The sequence below is a fragment of the Streptomyces sp. Ncost-T10-10d genome (genome assembly GCF_900091955.1).
GTDB lineage: Bacteria > Actinomycetota > Actinomycetes > Streptomycetales > Streptomycetaceae > Streptomyces.
This window is the reverse complement of the sequence record NZ_FMDF01000002.1, coordinates 1-20,697: the sequence shown is the minus strand read 5'-3', so window position 1 is coordinate 20,697 and position 20,697 is coordinate 1. Positions and strand designations below refer to the sequence as shown.

Here is a 20,697-nt window from a genome sequence, read left to right as displayed (position 1 = left end):
CGCCACCGGGCGAGCCTTGAGCCATGACACAGAACACGGAGAACGTGCAGCGGGAAACGGTACTGGTGACGAGCGGCACGGGGAAGACGGGCCGCCGGGTCGTGGAGCGGCTGGCTGCTCGCGGAGTGGTGGTGCGGGCCGGATCGCGCAGTGGCGAGGTCCGTTTCGACTGGGCGGACGAGTCGGGTTGGGCACCGGCTCTGCGGGGTGCGGACGCAGCGTATGTGACGTACTACCCGGATCTGGCGGCGCCCGGTGCGCCGGAAGCGATGGCGGCCTTCGGGCGGATCGCGACGGAGAACGGGGTGCGGCGGCTGGTGCTGCTGTCGGGGCGGGGTGAGCCGCAGGCGGTCGCGGCGGAGGAGAGCCTGCGCAGGTCGGCTGCGGGGGCGGAGCTCACCGTCGTACGGTCGGCGTTCTTCGCACAGAACTTCAGCGAGGGCGCCATGCTGGACGGGGTACTCGGCGGCGAGGTGGTGTTCCCGGCGGGCGGGACCGCGGAGCCGTTCGTGGACATCGACGATCTCGCGGATGTGGTGGTGGCCGCGCTCACCGAGGACGGTCACGCGGGTGCGGTGCATGAGCTGACCGGGCCGCGGCTGCTGACGTTCGACGAGGTGGTGTCGGAGATCGCGTCTGCCACGGGGCGTTCGGTGCGGTATCTGCCGGTGTCCGGAGCAGAGTACGCGCAGATGCTGGAGGGGTACGGAGTGCCGGGGCCCGAAGCCGGTTTCCTGGCCGACCTGTTCACGATGCTGCTCGACGGGCACAACGCGACGGTGACCGAGGGCGTGAAGCAGGTCCTGGGGCGCGATCCGAAGGACTTCGGGGCGTTCGCCCGCGCGGCGGCACAGTCGGGTGCGTGGAAGGGCTAAGGCCTCTCTCGATCTCTCAGGCGCAGCGCCAGCAGCCGGTACCGCGGATCGGCTCGCGGCCTGTCGGGCTCGGGCAGGGACGTCAGTGCGGTCGCAAGCCGCTCGGGCGCCGTCCCCGGCAGGTTGAGGCGTGAGGCGAAATAGCCCTCGCGCACCTTCTGTGCCGCGCTCAGCGGGCTCTGGCCCTGGCCATGGCCCGGGAAGTGGGCCTCCCCCACCACTTCGAGGCCGGCCTCCGAACCGTACCCGACGATCAGATCCGCGGAATCGGACGGATCGGCGTCGAGGTAGGGGGCGAATGCCTCGTCGATGTCGCTGCCCACGTCGTGGGCCGCGTCCTTGTCGACGGTGGTGACGAACACACCGCCCGGCCGCAGCACGCGCGCCGCCTCGGACACCACCGCCCGCACATCCCCCTCCCCACGCAGCAGGTGCAGCAGCCAGATGGCGCCGACCGCGTCCACCGCCGCGTCCGGCAGCGGCAGTCGGCGTGCGTCGGCGAGCACCATCGCGCCGATCCGCCGCCGAGCGACCTGCGCCATGCCGTACGAGGCATCGGTACCGAACACGCCGAGTCCGGGGCGGGCAAGGGCTATTCGCTCGGTGACCAGTCCCGTACCGCAGCCGATGTCCACCAGGGTACGGGCGGACGACGGGATCAGTCCGAGCACTGCGGCGGCTGCGGCCTCGGCCCTGGGCACGCCGCCGCGAGTGGCGTCGTAGTGGGCTGCCGCAGTGTCGTAGTTCAGCACCTGGCCGACTCTAGGACACACCCGACCGCATGGACACCGGCATAGTGCCGGTGGGCCGCCGGGCCCATGACTCGCGCGCCCCTGTTTCCGCGCGCGATGTGGCATGTCATCGCGCATCCCGTTTCGGCGCTGCGACGCGAGATGACGTCGCGCCTCTCCGTTCCGGTTCTGCGATGTGACATGTCATCGCGCATGAGCGGCCCGCGCGGCTGCGCGTCGCCCACCCGCCCCGGCCCCGGCCCGGTGTTCAGTGGCGCGCCTGCCCGCCCGGCTGCCTCACGCCGTGCCCTGGGGCGATCGCCACCACCCGCGCGGCCAGGTTCAGATCGTTCTCGGTGACCACACCACCCGCGTCGTGAGTGTTCACGGACAGGGTGACGGTGTTGTAACCAAGGGTCAGATCGGAGTGGTGGTTCAGTTCGTCCTGGATCTGGGCGACATGCACGGTCAGCCCGACAGCGGCGAAGTGTGTGTGGAGCCGGTAGGTGCAGGTGATCCGGTCTCCCTCCAGCGACCAGCCGGGCAGGTCACCCAGACGGTCCTCGATCTCCTTCTGCGACAATGGTGCGGCGGGCATGCTGCGACTCCCTACGAACGATCGGTGCCGGTCGGCGGTGCCGGTGACGTTACGGTCTTCGTATGACAACTGTCGCGCTTGACACGGGGGTAGGGCCGCTGCTGCGCAGCTGGCGGGAGCAGCGTCGCATCAGCCAGCTGGAGCTGGCGCTCCGTGCGGATTCCTCGGCCCGGCACATTTCCTTCATCGAGACGGGCCGTTCCCGCCCCAGCGAGGACATGATCCTGCGGCTGGCCGAGCATCTCGACATCCCGGTCAGGGAACGCAACGCCCTGCTGGTGGTGGCCGGTTACGCGCCCCGCTACGCACAAACCGCGCTCGACGACCCGGCGCTGGGCGCGCTGCGTGAGGGGATGGAGCGACTGCTCCAGGGGTACGACCCCTACCCGGCGCTCGTCGTCGACGGCATGTACAACGTGGTGGCGGCCAATCGGGGCATCGCCATGCTGCTGGAGGGAGTGGCCGGGCATCTGCTGGCCCCGCCGCTGAATGCCATGCGGCTCACGCTCCACCCGGAGGGTCTGGCCCCACGCATCCACAACCTTCAGGAGTGGCGTGCCGATCTGCTGGCGCAGATGGAGCGTCAGATCGCCCTGGCCCGGTCCGCGGAGCTGCGTGAGCTGTACGAGGAGGTCGCGGGCTATCCCGCACCGGAAGGTGCTGACCGGGCGGAGGGGGCGGGAGCCGCGGGGATCAGCCGGGGCGCCGGGAGTCCTGTCGGGGAGAACGCGGGAGCGGGCCCCGCGTCGTCCCTGCCGTTCGCGCTGCCCCTGCATATCGAGCACGGCGGGCGGGTGCTCTCGTTCGTCTCCTCCATCGCGACGTTCAATACCCCGATGGATGTGACGGTGGCCGAGCTGGCCATCGAGACGTTCCTGCCCGCCGACCGGGCGACCGCCGACCATCTGCGGTCCCTCACCTCCTGATGATCGGGCGGATCCAGGGGGCGTCGGCCCGCGCCAGGACGATCGCGGCCGCGGTCACGACCACCAGGACCGCCACGGCGAGCAGCAGGGGAAGTCGCGGGTGCCCGTGCAGTACGGCCACGGCTCCGGCGAACGCCCCGGTCATCATGGCGGCGGCCGAGAGCACCCGCCGTCCGGCCTTGCTGCCGCCCCCACCGGCGAAGCGGCTGTCGGAGAGGATGCCGGTGATGGTCAGGGTCAGCACGGTGGTGGTGAGGTCGGGGACCGCCAGCGCCCTGGAGACGGCGTTCTGCGCACCGAGCCCGATCCCGAGCAGTGTGATGAGCGCGAAGCGGACCCCGCCCAGGAACGGGTGGCCGGAGGCCAGAGTGACGATGAGCGCGGCCAGGACACAGGCGGTCTCGACGAGGAGCGCGTACAACAGCATCCGGCCGCGATGCGTCAGGGCACGGTGCACGATCAGGCCACCGAGGAGTGCCCCCATCGCGAACGCGGCGAGCGCGACGAGCGAGGCGGCGAACGAGAATCCGGGGGCTCCGGCGATCGCGAAGCCGGAGAAGACCACATTGCCGGTCATGTTCGCGACGAAGACGCGGCCGAGTTCCAGGTAACTGACGGCGTCGACCAGCCCGGTGACGACGGTCAGGGCGAGCATCATGGGCGGCAGCGGTCCATGCCGGTCGTTCATGTCCGGTACGACGGTGGACCATGCCTCACGCAGCACGACGGGCACGGACACGGGCACGCTCCGATCACGGGGTGGGTGGTCGGAATTGTGCCGCCCCGGGCGCACGGAACACCACGACCGACGCACATCGCCCCCGCCCCGAAGGAGGCCGGTTCCCGGGGCGGGGGCGATGTGTGTTCCGGAGCCGCTATACGCGTGCCCCGTTGTCGAGCGGATCCCGGCGTGCCGCCTTCGTGCCGGACCGGCGTCCCGGAGCCCGCTTCCGGGCGGGCGGCGGGGCCTTGCTGCTCCGCTCCAGGAGAAGCGCGGCCGGTACGGCGGTCAGCACCGAGGAGTACGTGCCGACGCAGATGCCGATCAGCAGGGCGAGCGCAAAGTCCGCGAGGGAGTCGCCGCCCAGCACGGCGAGTGCGGCCAGGATGAACAGGGCACCCATCCCGGTGTTGACCGTTCTCGGGACGGTCTGGAGAACGGCCTGGTTGGCGACCGTGGCGAGAGGCACGCGACGGGCCTTCGCCCATAGTTCCCGCACCCGGTCGAAGACGACCACCGAGTCGTTGACGGAGTATCCGATGACAGTGAGGAGTGCGGCCAGGAAGATGCCGTCGACGGTGCGTCCGAGCCAGGCGAAGGCACCGACCAGGATGATGACGTCGTGGACCAGCGCCGCGACCGAGGCCACGGCGAACGTCCAGCGGAACCGGACCGCCAGATACGCCAGTTGCACGAGGACGGCGATGCCGAGCGCGATCAAAGCGTTGCGCCGGAGTTCGTCGCCGAGGCTGGGGCCGATGAGTTCGTCGCGGACCTTGGTGGTCTTGCCGCCCTCCTCCGCGAGGGCGGCGCGCAGGGCGTGTTCGCCGTCGTTGTCGAGTTCTCCGGTGCGTACGGAGATGTCTCCCGCACCGGCCGTGGTGACCTCGGCGTCACCGAAGCCCGCGTCGGCGAGGGCGGTGCGGGCCCGCTCGACGTCGACGGGCCGGCTCGTCGAGTACTCGACGAGCCGGCCGCCGGTGAATTCGACGCCCAGGTTGACGCCGCGCACGACGATGCCGAGGACTGCGACGGCGATCAGTGCCGTGGAGATCATCAGCCAACGGCGCGGCGAACGCATCACCTGAGGATCGCGGCGGGTCAGCCAGGTGCGTACCCGGCCGGGGGCGGCGATGCCGTTGACGCCCCGGTAGTCGCTGACGAATCGTGAGCGTGCGGCGATCTCGGTGAGTGCGCGGGCGATGACGAGTGCGGAGAACATCGAGGCGAGCACACCGATGGCGAGTGTGACACCGAAACCCTTCACCGGCCCGGAGCCGAGGAAGAAGAGCAGCCCGGCCGCGATCAGCGTGGTGACGTTGGAGTCGGCGACGGCGCTCCAGGCGTTTCGGAATCCGGCGGTCAGCGAGGAGCGCAGGGAGCGGCCCGGGTGCTGCGCGTGTTCCTCTCTGGCCCGTTCGAAGACCAGCACGTTGGCGTCGACCGCCATCCCGATGGCCAGGACGAATCCGGCCAGACCGGGCAGGGTGAGGGTGACTCCGAGGGCGACCAGGGCCGCGTAGGAGATCACCCCGTAGGCAGCGAGTGCGACGGCGGCGAGCGCGCCGAAGAGCCGGTAGACGATGGTGATGAAGAGGGCGGTGGCCGCGGCGCCGATGAGGGCGGCCCGGGCGCTGGCGTCGATGGCGGCGGCGCCGAGCGTCGGGCCGACGGTTCGCTGTTCGACGATCTCCACGGGGAGCGGCAGGGCGCCGCCCTTGATGAGCAGGGCCAGTTCCCGGGCCTCGTCGGCGCTGAAGGAGCCGGTGATCTGGGTGGATCCGGACGGCAGGCCGACGTTGCAGCCGACCGAGGGGGAAACCTGTGGAGAGGAGATGATCTGCCGGTCGAGGACGATGGCGACGCGGCGCCGGTCGTCCTCGACCGGGTGACAGGCGGCCTCACCGGTCAGCCGGGTCCAGTCGCGGCCCGCGTCCTTGTGGAAGTCGAGGGAGACGGTCCAGCCGGCGCCCTGTTGGGCGTCGAACACGGCGGTGGCGTCCTTGACGCCCGCGCCGGAGAGCCGGGACGGACCGAGGTCGAGGGAGCGGCCCTGCTCGTCGGGGAGCCCGGGTCCGTCGCCGGCCCCGGTGTCGGTCTTGGCCTCCGCCCTGTCGTCGTTCTGCGCGGCGGGGCCCTGGACGGCGTGGAAACTGAGCTGGGCGGTCCTGCCGATGACTTCGGCGGCCTTGCGCGGGTCCTGGACGTCAGGGAGTTCGACGATGATCCGGTCCTCGCCGGAGCGGGTCAGGGTGGGTTCGGTGACACCGAGGGAGTCGATGCGCTGACGGAGCACCTCAAGGGTGCGGTCGGTGCCCTCCCGGTCCGCCTTCGCGGTGTCGGAGTCCTTGGCCTGGAGCACCATTCTGGTGCCGCCCTGAAGGTCGAGGCCGAGTCTGGGTGACATGGTCAGCGTGATGAGCACGGAGACGAGCAGGACGGCCGCAGCCAGAACCGCTCGCACCGTGGTGGCGCGAGTCATGGGATTTCCTCCGAGGGGGCGCCGGGCGCCCTCACCTCGGCAAGGACGTTCCGGCGGATCTGTGGGTCGGGGCCGGTGGCAGGACCGGTGGCCGGTGAACGGCCGGCCCCGGAGGACCGCGTACGGCGGGGAGTGCTGCGCGGAACCGGTCGGCGGCGCGAGCGGGTGCGGCGGGGGCTCGCCTCAAGGCGTGGTGCGGTGCGCGGATGCCCGGTGCGCCGGGCAGCAGGAAGTGGGGGCCGGGCGGCGGGAGAGGGTGCGGAGTCCGGGCGTGGTCGGTGCCGGCCCTGGGCCGGGGTGCGGTCGTCGGCGCCGTCCGGTGGCGGTCGGTCGCCGTGGCCGTGCGGGTGCGCCGGGTGTCGTGGACGGTGCCTGTGCGGGCGGTCCGGTCCGTGTGCGGGGTGGGTTGGTGGGCGCCGGGTGAGTACGCGGCGGAGGGTGGAACACCGGCGAACGGCCGGGCGGGGAGTACGGATCCGGCGGCTGCGGGGGCGCCGACGACGATGGTGAGTACGGCGAGAAGGAGGGCGACGAACACCTGCCGGGCCGCCTGTGCGGTTCTGTGGTGCGCCGGGGCGCCCGGCCGTGCCCTCGGGGGCACATTCCCCGGGGGCGGCCCCGGGAGGGGGGTCACCTCGTGCGGCCGGGCAGGGCCGGTGTCGCGCCGGCCCTGCGGAGCACGGAGCTGAGTATCAGCCCGGCGCCGCGTACGACCGTGGTCGCCGGGTCGTCGGCGAGACGTACCGGAACGCCGAGGCGGACGGCGACCCGGTCGGTGATGTCGGGGCGGGCGGCGCCGCCCCCGGCGAGCAACGGCCCCTTGCGCAGGGCTCCGAGGACGGCGCCGTGCCGGTCCTGCTTCCACATCTCGTCCACCATGTCCAGGACGGTGCGGACGACGGCGGTGGGCGGCTCGGAGGGGTCGAGGTCGGTCAGTCCCGTCTCGGCCTGGCGGGCGTCGCGGACCAGTCCGTCGACAAGGAGGGTCGCCTCGGTCAGCTCGGCGCCGATGTCGACGACGAGCAGCGGGCCGCCGTCCTGTGGTCCGGCGCATGCGGCGGCGGCCCTCGCGCTGTCCAGGGCGATGATGTTCGTCGGCCCGAGTGCGGCGATCAGTTCCCTCGCCGCGGCGCGGTGTTCGGACCCGGCGAGGACGGGATGGCTGAGGACGATCACGGTGTCGGTGCGGTCCGCGCCCAGGGCACTGTCGGCGATACGGCCGAGCATGCGTCCGCAGGACACGGGGTCGACGATGCGCCCTCGCCGGACCGGGCGGCCGTGCCCCGGCCCGGCACCGAAGTCGCCGCAGGCGTCGGTGTCGGTGATGACACCGTGTCCGGGCATCCAGGCGCGGGTCCGTGAACTGCCGAGGTCGAGGGCGAGGCCGCGGGTGACGCCCCGGTACTCCTGGCGGACGGACCGGCCGAGTCGCGGTCCGTTGTGCAGCGAACGCATCGCCCCTCCCACCGGCCTGCCGACGCGGCCGTTCACACACCCATTGACCCGCTGATAGCGAGGCATGGCCGAGCCCTCACTATGCAATAGGGAGGCAAAGAAAGCCACTCCCAGGCAAAATCCAAGGGCTCGGGCGCGGCGAGGTCTCCGTCAGTAGTCACACCTCCGACGGCAGGAACCCGGCGATCAGTTCGGCGAACTCGTCCGGCGCGGCAATCCGGACACCCAGGTCCTCGGCCTTGGTGCGCTTGGATCCGGCCTTCTCCCCGGCCACCAGGAGCGTGGTGCGCTTGGAGACGCTGGACGAGGACTTCCCGCCGGCGCGCTCGATCAGCTCGTTCATCTGATTCCGGGAGAGCTTCTCCAGCACGCCGGTCATGGCGCCGGTGACCACCACGGTCATCCCGTCCAGCGGCAGACCGGCGGTCGCCTCCCCGTCGGCGGCGGCAGCCTCTTCCGTGCCCTGTTCGCCCGGCTCCGGCGGCGGCGTCGCACCGGGCTCCGTCATGTTGACCCCGGCGGCCACCAGCTTCTCGATCAGCGGGGCCAGCTCCACCAGCTCCGCGACGACACCCGCGGCCTTCTCCTTGCCGATGCCGTCGACGCGCTGGAGCTCCTCGGCGTCGGCGGCCCTGATCCGGTCCATGTCCGCGAAGTACCGGGCGATCCGCCGTGACATGGAGCGCCCGGTGCCGCGTACCCCCAGCGCGCAGAAGACCCGGGAGAGCGGCTGGGTCCGTGCCGTTTCGATGGCGGCCAGGAGGTTGTCGGTGCTGGTCTCGCCCATCCGTTCCAGGCCGAGCAGCTGCTCGCGGCCGAGGGTGAAGAGGTCTGCGAAGTCGGCCACCAGCCCGGCCTCGACGAGCTGGACGACCCGGGTGGCGCCGAGGCCCTCGATGTCGAGCTGGTCGCGGCCCGCCGCGTACGAGATGGAGGCGACGAGGCGGCAGTCGCGGCCCCGGACACAGCGCCAGCGCTGCTCGCTGGTGTCGATCTCGGAGCCGCACTGCGGGCATGCCTCGGGGAAGACTATGGGCTGCTCGTCACCGGTCCGCAGATGGGCGACGGGCGCCTCGATGCGGGGGATGATGTCGCCCGCCTTGTAGACCATCACGCGGTCGCCCAGGCGGAGATCGCGGCGGGTGATGTCGGCCGGGTTGTGCAGTGTGGCGTAGCTGACGGTCGAGCCGTCGATCTCCACCGGTTCCAGCACGGCGCGTGGCGCGATGATGCCGGTCCTGCCGACGTTCCACTCGACGCCGAGGAGCCGGGTGACCTTCTCGACGGCCGGGAGTTTGTATGCGATGGCCCAGCGCGGCGCCCTGGTCCCTGAACCGGCCTCGCGCTGGTCGGCCGCCAGATCGGCCTTGATCACGATGCCGTCGATGCCGAACGGCAACGAGGCGCGCAGGGCCGCGACTTCCTCGACCCGGGCCTGCACCCCCTCGACGGTGGTGACGATGCGCGGTGCCACGTCCGTGTCCGCCGCCGTGTGCACGCCGAGCCGTGCGACGTACTCCAGGACCTCGCTGTGCGGCAGTTCGGCGAGGGTGTCGGTCAGCTCCCCCGAATCGGGCAGCGACAGGGCACCGTAGGCGAAGAAGGTCATCTCCACCGTGTACGCGCGGTCCTTGGCGCGCAGTGTGCCCGCCGCGCCGTTCCTCGGGTTGGCGAAGGGGGCGCCGCCGTGCTCGGTGCGCACGGCGTTGGCCTGTTCGAACTGCTCGGTCGTCATGAGGATCTCGCCGCGCATCTCGATCGTCACCGGCTCGGCGAGCTGCTCGGGGAGGCCGACGACGGTGCCGATCGCGTGCGAGACGTCCTCGCCCGCGGTGCCGTCGCCCCGGGTGATCAGCTGCTCCAGGCGGCCCGCCCGGTAACGGGCGGCGACAGCCAGGCCGTCGAGCTTCGGCTCCACGCTCCACGCGGCGACGGGTCTGCCGATCCGGCGCTCCAGCGACGCCGTCCATGTGGCGAACTGCTCGGCCGAGAAGACGTTGTCCAGGGACAGCATCGGCACCGTGTGCGGCACGTCCCCGCTCGCGGCGCCGCCCGCCACCTTGCCGGTCGGGGACGCGTCCAGCACCTCCTGCGGGTGCTCCTGTTCGTATGCGGCGATCCCCCGTACCAGCCGGTCGTACGCGTCGTCGTCGAGCGTGCTCTCGCCCGTGGCGTAGTACGCGGCGGCGGCCTGCGACGCTTCTTCGACCGCGGCGGCGTAGGCGGCGGTATCGGCGAGCACAACAGCTGAGTTCGTCATGCCCCTCATCCTGCCGCCCACCACTGACAACGGCCCTCAGCCGGCCGTCCGAACCGTCCCGTCCGCCTCTTCGGCGCCACCCACCGCGCCCGGCTGTGCCAGTGGGATCTGCGGTCCCGAGCACTCCCGCAGCCAGCGCCGCAGCACCTCGTGCACCTGCTCGGCCCCCACCAGCTCCGTGCCCTCCGCCACCGGCGCGGACAGATCCGCCGGCCACAGCAGGAACGGCCGGGACTGCTCACCGCCCAGACCGCCGTGCGAGCCGATCTGTTCCTCGAAGGCGTGCACGCAGCCCGTGGCCCCGTCATGCATCGAGTTGACCATGATGTCGGCGACGTGCGGAAAGGTGTCGGTGCGGCGCACCGCGGCCGCCGCGCCCGGGCCGAAGGGGGCCAGCGGCCCTTCCCCGTCCTTCAGCTCCGACACCGGGACCTCGGTGCCGCCGCGGCCCAGCACCACCGATCCGTGCCGCTCGCTGCGGACCAGCAGAAAGCCGATGCCGGGGTGGTTGGCGAGGGTGCCGAGCAGTGCGGGGCGGCTCCGGTCGAGCTGTTCGCGTGAGGCGCGTCCCTCGATGTCGGGGAAGGAGATCAGGCCGAGGTTGCCGGAGGCGAGGACGACCGGGTCGGACGGCTTCGCACGGCGTTCCACCTCACCCTCCTCGACCGGCCGGTGCAGGGCGATCCGTACCGCGTCACGCGCCTCCGAACCGCTGCGGGTGTGCTGCGCCCGACGGGGTACGGGCAGCCCGCAGCCCGCCCGCACCAGGTCCTTGAGCGTCAGCCCGTACGCCCCCGCGAAGGTCTCGCCGGGGCTCTGCCCGTGGTCGGAGAGCAGCACGATCCGGTAGGTGCGCGGGGTGTGTTCGGCGACCTTGACGATCAGGGCGAGCGAGCGGTCCAGGCGCGCGAGCACCTTCTCCGCGTCACGGCTGTGCGGTCCGGAGTGGTGCGCCACCTCGTCGTAGGCGACCAGGTCGGCGTAGACGGCGGTGCGTCCGGCGAACATGTCCCCGATGACGGCGGCGACCACCACATCGCGTTCGACGACGGTCGCGAAGGCCCGGATGAAGGGGTAGAGCCCACCGCGCTTGATCCGGGGCGTGTCCTTCCGTATCCGCGCCCGGGTCGACTGCCCGATCTCGCGGCAGACCTCGGCGCCGAACGACAGCGCCGTACGCACGGCGTTGGCCGGATCGGAGAAGTAGGCGAAGTACCCGGCGCGGGAACGGCGGCCCTTGCCGAGCCGGGCCGCCATGGACAGGACGAGCGCCAGCTGGTCGGCGCCGCCGCTGAAGAGGTTGCCGCGGCTGGCGCCGTCGAGTGTGAGCAGCCCCCCGTCCTGGGTGCGTGCGATGGCCCGCCGCTGGAGTTCGATGGCGCTCGCGGGGCGGCTGGAGACCATGACGTCGCCGGTCTCCTTCTCGTACCAGCGGAAGGCGGGGACGTCGTGGTTGCTGCCGTGCAGGATGCCGAGCTGGCTGGCGCCGGTCTGGCTGGACCAGTCGGTACGCCACGGGGTGAGCCGGTGGCTCTCCGTGTCGGCGAGCCAGTTCGCGACGGTCGGCATCAGGCCGGAGTCGGCGGCCCGGGCGAGCACGTCGTGGCCGACGCCGTCGAGCTGGATGAAGACGGTGCCCGGCGGTCCGCTGCGTCCGCTGTCCGCACCGCTGCGCCGTCGGCGGCGGTCGGCGAGCCGGGAGAGCCGGCGCCGGTAGGCGTTGTCGTCGCGGACGGCCAGCGCCGTGGAGGTCGCGGAGGCGACGGCGGACATCACGGCCGCGACGACGACCGCGGTCTCCGGGTTGGCGGCGCCTCGCCCGTCCGGTATGAGCCGCAGGGCGACCAGCAGCAGCGACCCGTTCAGGAAGAAGACCAGCATCCCCAGGACGAGTGCGGGCACGATGAGCAGTGCCCGTACCAGGACCGGCCAGACGAGCGCGGAGAGCAGACCGAACGCTCCGGCGCCCCAGGCCGCGGTGAACGCGATCTTGGTGATGCTGTCGCCGTCGTCCGACTGGAGCTGGAAGTCCGGCAGAATCCCGGCGAGCACCAGCATCGTGAGCGTCGAGACCGCCCACACCACAACCACTCGCATCAGGGCGCTGCCGGCTGTTCGCCATCGCCCGTCATCCACGCCGTTCCACCTCACGTCCGGACCTCGCCGTTCCGGGCCCTGTCCCCCAGCTTTTCACAGCGCGGCCGCGGGCCGCCGGCGGCAGCGGTCGGGAGGCCGGTCAGCAGCCGTCGTATCCGGCGGTGGGCATGGAGAGCCTGCGGTGCACACTCGCCTTCGTACGGGCGTTGTACGGCGGCTCGTCCAGTCCCGCGATCTCCAGCCGTACGCCGCGCCGCTCACATTCCGCGGCGAACTCCGGCACCGAGGTGAGGGCCCGCGCCAGCACCCGGTCGTTGGCGGCGACGAAGACTTCGACAGCGCCGCTCTCGACATCCGACCACAGTGCGTGGTGGTCGGGGCGCAGCCCGTAGAAGCGCAGCTGGCGGGTGACGACGTATCCCTTGTCTGCGGCCCAGCGGGCGCACATGTCGTGCTGGCTGCGGGTGTCCACGAGGAACGGGTCGCTGTCGAGCTCTTCGAGCGGCGTGAGACTGGCGATGGCCGCCACCCGTACGTCCGTTGCGTCCCCCATGGCCGTTCCCCCCGTGCTAGACGTAGGGGCGACCCTACCGCTCCGGCTCCCGCACAAAAAGGCGCATGTCGGGACGGGAGGAGCGCGAAGCACGGAACGCCGGTGCGCCCCCGCCCCGGGACGGTGCCGGGGCGGGGGCGCGCAGGGGACGGGTGGGTCAGAGGGACGTCATGACGTGCTTGATGCGGGTGTAGTCCTCGAAGCCGTACGCGGAGAGGTCCTTGCCGTAGCCGGACTGCTTGTAGCCGCCGTGCGGCATCTCGGCGACGAGTGCCATGTGGGTGTTGATCCACACGCAGCCGAAGTCGAGGTTCTTGGACATCCGCATGGCGCGTGCGTGGTCCTTGGTCCACACCGAGGAGGCGAGGGCGTAGTCGACGCCGTTGGCGTACGCGACGGCCTGGGCCTCGTCCGTGAACGACTGGACGGTCATGACCGGGCCGAAGACCTCGTTCTGGATGATCTCGTCGTCCTGCTGGAGGCCGGAGACGACGGTCGGGGCGTAGAAGTAGCCCTTGTCGCCGACCCGGTGGCCGCCCGCCTCGATCGTGGCGTGCTCCGGGAGGCGGTCGATGAAGCCGCTGACCTGGGCGAGCTGGCCGGCGTTGTTGAGCGGGCCGTACAGCACGTCCTCGTCGTCCGGCTGCCCCGTCCTGGTGTCGGCGGCGGCCTTGGCGAGGGCGGCGACGAACTCGTCGTGGACGGACTCCTGGACCAGGACGCGGGTCGCGGCCGTGCAGTCCTGGCCGGCGTTGAAGAAGCCGCCGACGATCAGGTCCTCGACCGCCTTCTCCAGGTCCGCGTCCTCGAAGATCACCGCCGGGGCCTTGCCGCCGAGCTCCAGGTGGACGCGCTTGACGTCCTTGGCCGCGCTCTGCGCGACCTGGATGCCGGCCCGCACCGAGCCGGTGATGGAGGCCATCGCCGGGGTCGGGTGCTCGACCATCGCACGGCCGGTCTCCCGGTCTCCGCAGATGACGTTGAAGATGCCTCGGGGCAGCTCCAGCTCCTCCAGGACGCCGCCGATGATCTCGGCGATCAGCACCGTGGAGGCGGGGGTGGTGTCGGAGGGCTTGAGGACGACGGCGTTGCCCGCGGCGAGCGCGGGCGCGAACTTCCACACGGCCATCAGCAGGGGGTAGTTCCACGGCGCGACCTGCGCGCAGACGCCGACCGGCTCGCGGCGGATGATCGAGGTCATCCCCTCCATGTACTCGCCGGCCGAGCGGCCCTCGAGCATCCGCGCCGCACCGGCGAAGAAGCGGACCTGGTCGATGGCCGGGGCCAGTTCCTCGCTGCGGGTGAGGTGGAGCGGCTTTCCGGTGTCACGGCTCTCGGCGGCCACCAGTTCGTCGGCCCGCGCCTCCATCGCGTCGGCGATCTTCAGCAGGGCCAGCTGGCGTACGGACGGGGTGGTGTCGCGCCAGACGGGGAACGCGGCAGCGGCGGCGGCCGTGGCCGCGTCGACGTCCGCATCGCCGGAGAGCGGGGACGTCGCGTAGACCTCGCCGGTGCTGGGGTCCACGACATCGAGGGTGCGGCCGTCCGAGGCGTCCGCGAAGACGCCGTCGATGTAATTGCGGAACGTGGTGCTCATGGAACCGGTCTCTCTCATGGTCGGGCGGCGATACGGGCGGAACACGCGGTCAAGCGGTCCAGCGGTGATTCGGGCGGGACGCCTGTCGGGAGCTGTGCTCGGTCAGTCGGCTGTACGGGCCGACAGGTGCTCGTGGACGGCGGGCCAGCTGCCGTCGGCGGCGCGGGCGAACACGATCGTCTCCCGCTCGTGGACGGTCTCCTCGCCGGCCCGGGTGGCGATCGTGGTCTCCACGTCGTGGCTGAGGACGGCCGTGGTGCCGTAGTGCTGGATCAGCTGTCCGGTCGAGGTGCAGCGCACGATGCGGAAGTCGTCCTGGGCCACCCACTGCTGCCACAGCGCGCGGTACTCGGCGGTGGAGCCGAGCCGCTGCGGGGTGGAGTGGAAGACGAACGTGGCGTCCGGGGCGAAGGAGCCGAAGTAGTCGTCTAGGCGGCCCTCGGCGAAGGCGGCGATCAGCGCGTCGGCGGCGGCCTGGACTTCTTGGGTGGGGGTGGTGCTCATGTACAACTCCTGGTTACGGGGCGGGGCGTGCGCCGGAGAGCCGGGTTCAGACCGCGGTGGCCGGTTCGGCGGCGACGGTCTCCTCGTCCGGGCCACCGGTGATGGGCAGAACCGCTGCGTCCGAGGCCCTGACGAACCGGGGGCCGTCCGGTCCGTACACACCGCGCGGCTCGGGGAAGACGGTGAGCAGGCCGAGGTAGACCACGGCCGCGAGGGCGAGGCCGACCGGGAGGGAGATGTCCGCGCCGTTCGCGAGGTTGCCGAGCGGGCCGACGAACTGACCGGGCAGGTTGGTGAAGAGGAGCGCCACACCGGCGGAGATGAACCAGGTGGCCATCCCACGCCAGTTCCAGCCGTGGTTGAACCAGTAGCGGCCACCGGTCTGGCGGCGGTTGAAGACCTGGAGCGCGTCCGCGTCGTACCAGCCGCGCCGCGTGACGTAACCGAGTGCCATCACGATCATCCACGGGGCGGTACAGGTGATGATCAGGGTCGCGAAGGTGGAGATGGACTGCGCAAGGTTGAGCGCGAAGCGGCCGATGAAGATGAAGGCGATCGACAGGGCGCCGATGAAGAACGTCGACTGCACGCGGCTGAAGCGGGTGAAGACGCTCGAGACGTCGAGGCCGGTGCCGTACAGCGCGGTCGTGCCGGTCGACAGGCCACCGATCAGGGCGATCAGGCAGAGCGGCAGGAAGTACCAGCCGGGCGAGATGGCGAGCAGTCCGCCGACGTAGTTGGGCGCGGCCGGGTCGACGTACTTGGCGGCCTTGGACGCGATGATCGAGGCGGTGGCCAGGCCGAAGACGAAGGGCAGCAGCGTGGCGATCTGGGCGAGGAACGCGGCGCCCATCACCCGGCGGCGGGGCGTCGTGGCCGGGATGTAGCGGGACCAGTCGCCGAGGAACGCACCGAAGGAGACCGGGTTGGACAGCACGATCAGCGCGGCGCCGATGAACGACGGCCAGAACAGCGGGTCGGAGGTCGAGGTGAAGGTGCCCGCGTAGCCGGCGTCGAAGTCTCCCGCGAAGGCGAAGACGCCGAGGACGAAGAGTGCCGATGCGGCGATCACCGCGATCTTGTTGACCATCAGCATGAAGCGGAAGCCGTAGATGCAGACCACCAGGACGAGCCCGGCGAAGATCGCATATGCAATGCCATATGTCACATCGGACTCGGGCACGCCGGCGAGTCGGTGGGCGCCGCCGACCAGCGCGTCACCCGAGGACCACACCGAGATCGAGAAGAACGCCACCGCGGTGAGCAACGAGAGGAACGAGCCGACGATCCGGCCGTGCACGCCCAGGTGGGCGGAGGAGGAGACCGCGTTGTTGGTGCCGTTGGTCGGGCCGAACAGCGCCATCGGGGCGAGCAGCAGCGCACCGGCGACGAGGCCGAGCAGCGTCGCCGCGAGTCCCTGCCAGAAGGAGAGGCCGAACAGGATCGGGAAGGCGCCCAGCACGCACGTCGCGAAGGTGTTGGCACCGCCGAAGGCGAGCCGGAAGAGGTCGATCGGACGGGCGGTGCGGTCGGCGTCGGGAATCCGCTCGACACCATTTGTCTCGACTTCGGTGATCGAAGCAGTCACGGGCGCTCCACCTCTTGTTCATGGGGACGGTCCCACAGTCTGTGGCCCCGGACGACAGTCGACAATTGTGCACATCACAGAGCACTAGGCTGTTGTCTGTGGCAAGCGACAAACTCACCGTGGAGGATCTGCTCTCCTTCCCCGCTCTGCAGCTCTCCGTGAAGGCGGGCAGCAGTGGCCTGGGCCGCTCCGTGTCCTGGGCGCACGCCAGCGAACTCGCCGATCCGACGCCCTGGCTGCTGGGCGCCGAGGTGATCATGACGACGGGCCTTGCGGTCCCGCGTACCGCCGCCGGACAGCGCGCCTATCTGGAGCGGCTCGACGACGCCGGTGTCTCCGCACTCGCCCTGTCTGCGCAGTTGCACATGCCACCGCTGCACGACGCGTTCTTCCGGGCGGCCGAGGAGCGCGGCTTCCCGGTCCTGGAGGTCCCGCTCGCCGTCCCGTTCATCGCGGTCTCCCAGGAGGTCGCCGCCTCGGTCCAGGAGGACGCCAGGCACCGGCTCGGCGCCCAGCTCCAGGTCTTCGGCTCGCTGCGCTGGCTGGTCGCCGAGGATCTCGACACACCGACGCTGCTGCGCCGGCTGGAGCGCCTCTCCGGTTACGACGTGTATCTGTGCACGCCCCAGGGTCGCCCCTTGCTGCCCGGCGTACCTGTGCCGGAGCCGGGCGTGCTGCCCGCTTCCGTGGACGCTCCGCCGACCGTCCCGGGCGGGTTCGTGCTGCCCGTGCCGGCGCCCGGGGGCCCGGCGGGATTCCTCGTCGCGTACGAGCGGGAGGGCGCCCAGCCCGCCGGGCTCGCCGTCGTCCAGCACATCGCCACGGTGGCGGCGCTGCGGGTCGCGATGGTGCGCAACGAGCGCGAGACGCTGCGCCGCGAGGGCGCGGAGACGCTGGCCGAACTCCTTCAGGAGGTACTGGACCCGGAGGCGGCCCGGCGCAGGCTCGCCCGGCATGCGATCGAGGGCGACACCGTGCTGATCGTGGTGCGGCAGAGCACGGACGAGGCGCTGCTGCGCTGCCTCCAGGACCATCCGCATCTGCTGCTCACCTGGGGCACGGACCGCTATGTCCTGGGGGCACCGCAGCTGGCCGTGGAGATCGGTGAACTGCCGGATGTGGCGGCCGGAATGAGCCGCCCGTTCCTGCCGGGTGCCGCGCTGCGGGTGGCTCAGCGCGAGGCGCTCTGGGCGGTCTCGAAGGCCGCCGAGTCGGGCCGCTCCGTGGTCCGGTACGGCGACGACTCCCTGGGCCGGTGGCTGCCCGACGACCCCGCGGTCCTGACCGCGCTGGTCGAGCATGTACTCGGCGAGGTCCTGCGCTACGACGCGGCCCATGACTCGCAGCTGCTGGTCTCGGTCCGCACGTGGATGGAGCGGGACCGCCGCACGGAGACGGCGGCGGCCGCGCTCCACATCCATCCCAACACCCTTGCCTACCGGCTGCGCCGCTTCGGCACTCTGACCGACCGTGACATGGCATCCACGGGTGCCCTGGCGGAGGTCTGGCTGGCCATCCAGGCGGCGGGGGCACTGGGCCTGACCGACTGAGAGTGACCAGCCTGACGGCGACGACCGGACGGAGCCGGGCCACCCGGTCCGGTCACGGCACTAGGCTCGATGCAGGGCCGGAACAAGGAACCCGGGAACGAGGAGGCACCGCGTGCCGGTGGAAGTCACCTGGTGGGGTCATGCCACCTGCACGATCGAGGACTCCGGGGTCCGTGTGCTGACCGATCCGCTGTTCGTACGGCGCTTCGCGCATCTGCGCCGCCGCCGCGGCGAGCTGCCCGGCCCCGAGGCCACGGTCGCCGATGTGGTGCTCGTCTCGCATCTTCACTCCGACCATCTCCATCTGCCGTCACTGGCCCGGCTCGCCCCCGGAAGCCGGCTGATCGTGCCGGTGGGTGCGGTGCGCTCCGTCCCTGGGCTGCGGGTGCTGCGCTCAGTGCGCGGGCTGCGGATCACCGAGGTGGTTCCGGGCGACGAGGTCCGGGTCGGCGAGGTGCTGGTACGGGCGGTTCCCGCACTGCACGACGGCAGGCGCCTGCCCATGGGTCCGCACCGCTCCCCCGCGCTCGGCTACGTCGTCGAGGGCGAGGCACGGACGTATTTCGCCGGTGACACCGGGCTCTTCGACGACATGGCCCGGGCGGTGGGGCCGGTGGATGTGGCGCTGCTGCCGGTGGGCGGCTGGGGTCCGTATCTGGGCCACAGCCATCTGGACGCGGGCCGGGCCGCGCAGGCGCTGGCCCGGCTGTCGCCGCGGTCGGCCGTGCCGGTGCACTACGGCACGTACTGGCCGATCGGACTGGACGGAGTCAGGCCGCACGAGTTCCACGCACCCGGTGACGAATTCGTCCGCAAGGCGGCGCTGCTGGCGCCGGAGGTGGCGGTGCACCGGCTGTCCCACGGCGAACATGTGCGGCCGGAGGCCGCCAGGTGATCCAGGAGGTCGTGAGGCAGCTGCCCCCGGAGTCGACGCAGCAGGCGGTAGGCTATCCGTCGCTGTTCCTGCTGGTGGCGCTGGGCGCGCTGGTGCCTGTGGTGCCTACGGGTGCGCTGGTGAGTTCGGCCGCGGTGGTGGCGCTGCATCAGTCGTCGCCGTTCTCACTGCTGATCGTCTTCGGGGTGGCGTCGGCCGCGGCGTTCCTCGGCGACATCTGTCTGTACTGGCTCGGTCAGCGCGGGGTGCGGTCGAAGAACGGTTCGAAGTGGCTGCAGACGATCAGCGACCGGGCCGCCCCGGAGCGGCTGGCGCAGGCGCAGCAGAAGCTGGACGAGCACGGTGCGGTGGTGCTCGTGCTGTCGAGGCTGGTACCGGCGGGGCGGATTCCGGTGATGCTGGCCTGCCTGCTGGGGCGGATGCCGCTGCACCGGTTCGCCCGTGGGGATGTGCCGGCCTGTCTGGCGTGGGCGGCGACGTACCAGCTGATCGGCATTCTGGGCGGTTCGCTCTTCCCCGAGCCATGGCAGGGTGTGGTCGCGGCGGTGGGTCTGACACTGCTGATCAGCGGGGCGCCCGCGGCGTGGCGACGGATGCGGGTGCGGTTCAGCCACTGACCGTGCGGGGTTCCGGTTCGAGCACGCGGGAGCCGCCGATCGGCAGGTCCCAGAGCCGTTCGCGGGGGTGTCCGGCCCGCTGCCAGGCGGTGCGCAGTCGGGTCAGCGGTTCGAGTACGGGCTCCGCCGACAGCAGGAAGGTGGCCCAGTGCATCGGCGCCATCGCGCGGGCGCCCAGGTCCTCGTACGCCTGCACGGCCTCCTCCGGATCGGTGTGTACGTCACCGAGCCACCAGCGCGGTTCGTACGCCCCGATCGGCAGCAGGGTCAGATCGATGCCCGGGTACCGGCGGCCGATCTCGCCGAACCAGTGCCCGTACCCGCTGTCCCCGGCGAAGTGGATCCGCTGCCCCTCACGGCCGGTGCCGATGATCCAGCCGCCCCACAGGGAGCGGCAGGTGTCGGTGAGGGTCCGCTTGGACCAGTGGTGCGCGGGCACGAAATCGAAGCACACGCCGTTCAGCCGGGCCGATTCCCACCAGTCGAGTTCGGTGACGCAGCTGAAGCGGCGACGGCGGCACCAGCGGCCGAGCCCGGCGGGCACGAACAGCGGGGTGTCCTTGGGCAGTCTGTGCAGGGTGGGGGCGTCGAGGTGGTCGTAGTGGTTGTGGCTGATGACGACGGCGTCGACGGGCGGCAGGTCCTCCCAGCGGACGCCGACCGGAGTGATCCTGGCCGGGGTGCCGAGAATGCGACGGGACCAGACGGGGTCGGTCAGGACGGTCAGCCCGCCGGTGCGCACGATCCAGCTGGCGTGCCCGGCCCAGGTCACGGATGTGGTGCCTGCGGGGGTGGCGGGCAGCGGTTCGGGGGCGTACGGGAGCCGGTGGATGCCGCGCAGTCCCTCCGCATCGGGCCGCAGGGCACGGTCACGGGCCAGCCGGGACATTCTCATGACACCCGGGAGTGGTGCGGTGAGCCGGTCGGCGAAGGTTTTCGGCCAGACCCGGAGCTCGCCGAGCGGACGCGGTTCGACGACCTCGCCGCGAGGGACCTGGTGCGGGTGCGTGGTCCCGGGGACGGGGCGCTCGGTCCGTTCCGTCATCGAGGGACTCCCGTCTCGGGGTTCGGCACCGGAGTTGTCCGGGGTCATCGGGGTGATTCGGAGCCGGTTCGGCATCTCGGTTCGTCATCGGAGTTCGTCGAGGACCTCTCCGAAAATGCTCAGGGCTTGGGCCACATGCGGCAATTCCAGGGGCGCCACAGCGGTGAGGGACTCCATCTGCTGTTCCGGGGTCGACCCGAGGA

General features: G+C 71.4%; 18 protein-coding genes and 1 pseudogene. 5 read left to right on the top strand and 14 right to left on the bottom strand.

All coding sequences use genetic code 11. The features are described from left to right. The first annotated feature begins 23 nt into the window (after nt 1-23). Nucleotides 24-875, top strand: a complete 852-nt coding sequence (locus tag GA0115254_RS00095; protein ID WP_093893187.1) for a Rossmann-fold NAD(P)-binding domain-containing protein — start codon at nt 24-26, stop codon at nt 873-875. On the opposite strand, the gene GA0115254_RS00090 is transcribed toward GA0115254_RS00095, so the two are convergent. Both GA0115254_RS00090 and GA0115254_RS00085 read right to left on the bottom strand, forming a co-directional pair. Continuing rightward, nucleotides 872-1,627 carry a class I SAM-dependent methyltransferase gene (locus GA0115254_RS00090; RefSeq protein ID WP_176739904.1) on the bottom strand — a complete coding sequence of 252 codons (756 nt, stop codon included), beginning with the start codon at nt 1,625-1,627 and terminating at the stop codon, nt 872-874. The two genes, GA0115254_RS00095 and GA0115254_RS00090, sit on opposite strands and share 4 nt — an antisense overlap. 247 nt (nt 1,628-1,874) lie before the next feature. Continuing rightward, the gene (locus GA0115254_RS00085; RefSeq protein WP_093893186.1) at nt 1,875-2,204 is read right to left on the bottom strand and encodes a 4a-hydroxytetrahydrobiopterin dehydratase; all 330 of its coding nucleotides are present in this window, start codon (nt 2,202-2,204) and stop codon (nt 1,875-1,877) included. 62 nt (nt 2,205-2,266) lie between these two features. Here GA0115254_RS00085 and GA0115254_RS00080 point away from each other — a divergent pair, with 62 nt between their 5' ends. Then, nucleotides 2,267-3,130, top strand: coding sequence for a helix-turn-helix domain-containing protein (locus tag GA0115254_RS00080; protein WP_093893185.1), 864 nt, complete (start codon nt 2,267-2,269; stop codon nt 3,128-3,130). Here GA0115254_RS00080 and GA0115254_RS00075 read toward each other — a convergent pair. From GA0115254_RS00075 to GA0115254_RS00030, 10 genes are all read right to left on the bottom strand, one after another. Then, nucleotides 3,120-3,863, bottom strand: a complete 744-nt coding sequence (locus GA0115254_RS00075) for a YoaK family protein (protein WP_093893203.1) — start codon at nt 3,861-3,863, stop codon at nt 3,120-3,122. The two genes, GA0115254_RS00080 and GA0115254_RS00075, sit on opposite strands and share 11 nt — an antisense overlap. A gap of 142 nt (nt 3,864-4,005) precedes the next feature. Further along, nucleotides 4,006-6,333, bottom strand: a complete 2,328-nt coding sequence (secD, locus tag GA0115254_RS00070; RefSeq protein ID WP_093893184.1) for a protein translocase subunit SecD — start codon at nt 6,331-6,333, stop codon at nt 4,006-4,008. A 31-nt stretch (nt 6,334-6,364) separates the two neighbouring features. Beyond that, the gene (locus GA0115254_RS00065; RefSeq protein ID WP_093893183.1) at nt 6,365-6,871 is read right to left on the bottom strand and encodes a hypothetical protein; all 507 of its coding nucleotides are present in this window, start codon (nt 6,869-6,871) and stop codon (nt 6,365-6,367) included. A 92-nt stretch (nt 6,872-6,963) separates the two neighbouring features. Beyond that, nucleotides 6,964-7,788 (bottom strand): acetate and sugar kinases/Hsc70/actin family protein, encoded by an 825-nt coding sequence (locus GA0115254_RS00060; RefSeq protein ID WP_093893182.1) that lies wholly within the window; start codon nt 7,786-7,788, stop codon nt 6,964-6,966. A gap of 157 nt (nt 7,789-7,945) precedes the next feature. Continuing rightward, nucleotides 7,946-10,057: an NAD-dependent DNA ligase LigA gene (ligA, locus tag GA0115254_RS00055; RefSeq protein ID WP_093893202.1), complete on the bottom strand. Its 2,112-nt coding sequence runs from the start codon at nt 10,055-10,057 to the stop codon at nt 7,946-7,948. Between the two features lie 27 nt (nt 10,058-10,084). Beyond that, on the bottom strand, nt 10,085-12,145 hold the full coding sequence (locus tag GA0115254_RS00050; protein WP_093893181.1) for a phage holin family protein: 2,061 nt from the start codon (nt 12,143-12,145) through the stop codon (nt 10,085-10,087). Nucleotides 12,146-12,284: 139 nt separating this feature from the next. Continuing rightward, a complete protein-coding gene (locus GA0115254_RS00045; RefSeq protein ID WP_093893180.1) occupies nt 12,285-12,698 on the bottom strand; it encodes a recombinase family protein in 414 nt (137 codons plus the stop codon). A 157-nt stretch (nt 12,699-12,855) separates the two neighbouring features. Next, entirely contained in the window at nt 12,856-14,295 is a 1,440-nt protein-coding gene (locus GA0115254_RS00040) for a gamma-aminobutyraldehyde dehydrogenase (RefSeq protein ID WP_093893179.1), read from the bottom strand. A 102-nt stretch (nt 14,296-14,397) separates the two neighbouring features. Further along, nucleotides 14,398-14,799: a YybH family protein gene (locus tag GA0115254_RS00035; RefSeq protein WP_093893178.1), complete on the bottom strand. Its 402-nt coding sequence runs from the start codon at nt 14,797-14,799 to the stop codon at nt 14,398-14,400. A gap of 46 nt (nt 14,800-14,845) precedes the next feature. Then, nucleotides 14,846-16,387, bottom strand: a complete 1,542-nt coding sequence (locus GA0115254_RS00030; protein WP_093893177.1) for a purine-cytosine permease family protein — start codon at nt 16,385-16,387, stop codon at nt 14,846-14,848. A gap of 98 nt (nt 16,388-16,485) precedes the next feature. Here GA0115254_RS00030 and GA0115254_RS00025 point away from each other — a divergent pair, with 98 nt between their 5' ends. The 3 genes from GA0115254_RS00025 to GA0115254_RS00015 all read left to right on the top strand — a co-directional run bounded on the left by GA0115254_RS00025 (nt 16,486) and on the right by GA0115254_RS00015 (nt 19,449). Then, nucleotides 16,486-17,937, top strand: a complete 1,452-nt coding sequence (locus tag GA0115254_RS00025; protein WP_093893176.1) for a PucR family transcriptional regulator — start codon at nt 16,486-16,488, stop codon at nt 17,935-17,937. Nucleotides 17,938-18,049: 112 nt separating this feature from the next. Further along, nucleotides 18,050-18,832, top strand: coding sequence for an MBL fold metallo-hydrolase (locus GA0115254_RS00020; protein ID WP_176739902.1), 783 nt, complete (start codon nt 18,050-18,052; stop codon nt 18,830-18,832). After that, nucleotides 18,829-19,449, top strand: coding sequence for a DedA family protein (locus tag GA0115254_RS00015; RefSeq protein ID WP_093893175.1), 621 nt, complete (start codon nt 18,829-18,831; stop codon nt 19,447-19,449). The genes GA0115254_RS00020 and GA0115254_RS00015 overlap by 4 nt, the downstream gene beginning before the upstream one ends. Here GA0115254_RS00015 and GA0115254_RS00010 read toward each other — a convergent pair. Both GA0115254_RS00010 and GA0115254_RS45365 read right to left on the bottom strand, forming a co-directional pair. Continuing rightward, nucleotides 19,439-20,494: an MBL fold metallo-hydrolase gene (locus GA0115254_RS00010; RefSeq protein WP_093893200.1), complete on the bottom strand. Its 1,056-nt coding sequence runs from the start codon at nt 20,492-20,494 to the stop codon at nt 19,439-19,441. The genes GA0115254_RS00015 and GA0115254_RS00010 overlap by 11 nt on opposite strands. 84 nt (nt 20,495-20,578) lie before the next feature. Next, a pseudogene (locus GA0115254_RS45365) lies at nt 20,579-20,697 on the bottom strand (pyridoxal phosphate-dependent aminotransferase); the annotation flags it as partial.

Excerpts from the sequence above, each read along its gene's own strand:
- GA0115254_RS00050 (WP_093893181.1), bottom strand. The coding sequence starts at position 12,145 with ATGCGAGTGGTTGTGGTGTGGGCGGTCTCGACGCTCACGATGCTGGTG.
- GA0115254_RS00085 (WP_093893186.1), bottom strand. The coding sequence starts at position 2,204 with ATGCCCGCCGCACCATTGTCGCAGAAGGAGATCGAGGACCGTCTGGGT.
- GA0115254_RS00040 (WP_093893179.1), bottom strand. The coding sequence starts at position 14,295 with ATGAGCACCACGTTCCGCAATTACATCGACGGCGTCTTCGCGGACGCC.
- GA0115254_RS00080 (WP_093893185.1), top strand. The coding sequence starts at position 2,267 with ATGACAACTGTCGCGCTTGACACGGGGGTAGGGCCGCTGCTGCGCAGC.
- secD (WP_093893184.1), bottom strand. The coding sequence starts at position 6,333 with ATGACTCGCGCCACCACGGTGCGAGCGGTTCTGGCTGCGGCCGTCCTG.
- GA0115254_RS00035 (WP_093893178.1), bottom strand. The coding sequence starts at position 14,799 with ATGAGCACCACCCCCACCCAAGAAGTCCAGGCCGCCGCCGACGCGCTG.
- GA0115254_RS00060 (WP_093893182.1), bottom strand. The coding sequence starts at position 7,788 with ATGCGTTCGCTGCACAACGGACCGCGACTCGGCCGGTCCGTCCGCCAG.
- ligA (WP_093893202.1), bottom strand. The coding sequence starts at position 10,057 with ATGAGGGGCATGACGAACTCAGCTGTTGTGCTCGCCGATACCGCCGCC.
- GA0115254_RS00045 (WP_093893180.1), bottom strand. The coding sequence starts at position 12,698 with ATGGGGGACGCAACGGACGTACGGGTGGCGGCCATCGCCAGTCTCACG.
- GA0115254_RS00010 (WP_093893200.1), bottom strand. The coding sequence starts at position 20,494 with ATGACGGAACGGACCGAGCGCCCCGTCCCCGGGACCACGCACCCGCAC.
- GA0115254_RS00095 (WP_093893187.1), top strand. The coding sequence starts at position 24 with ATGACACAGAACACGGAGAACGTGCAGCGGGAAACGGTACTGGTGACG.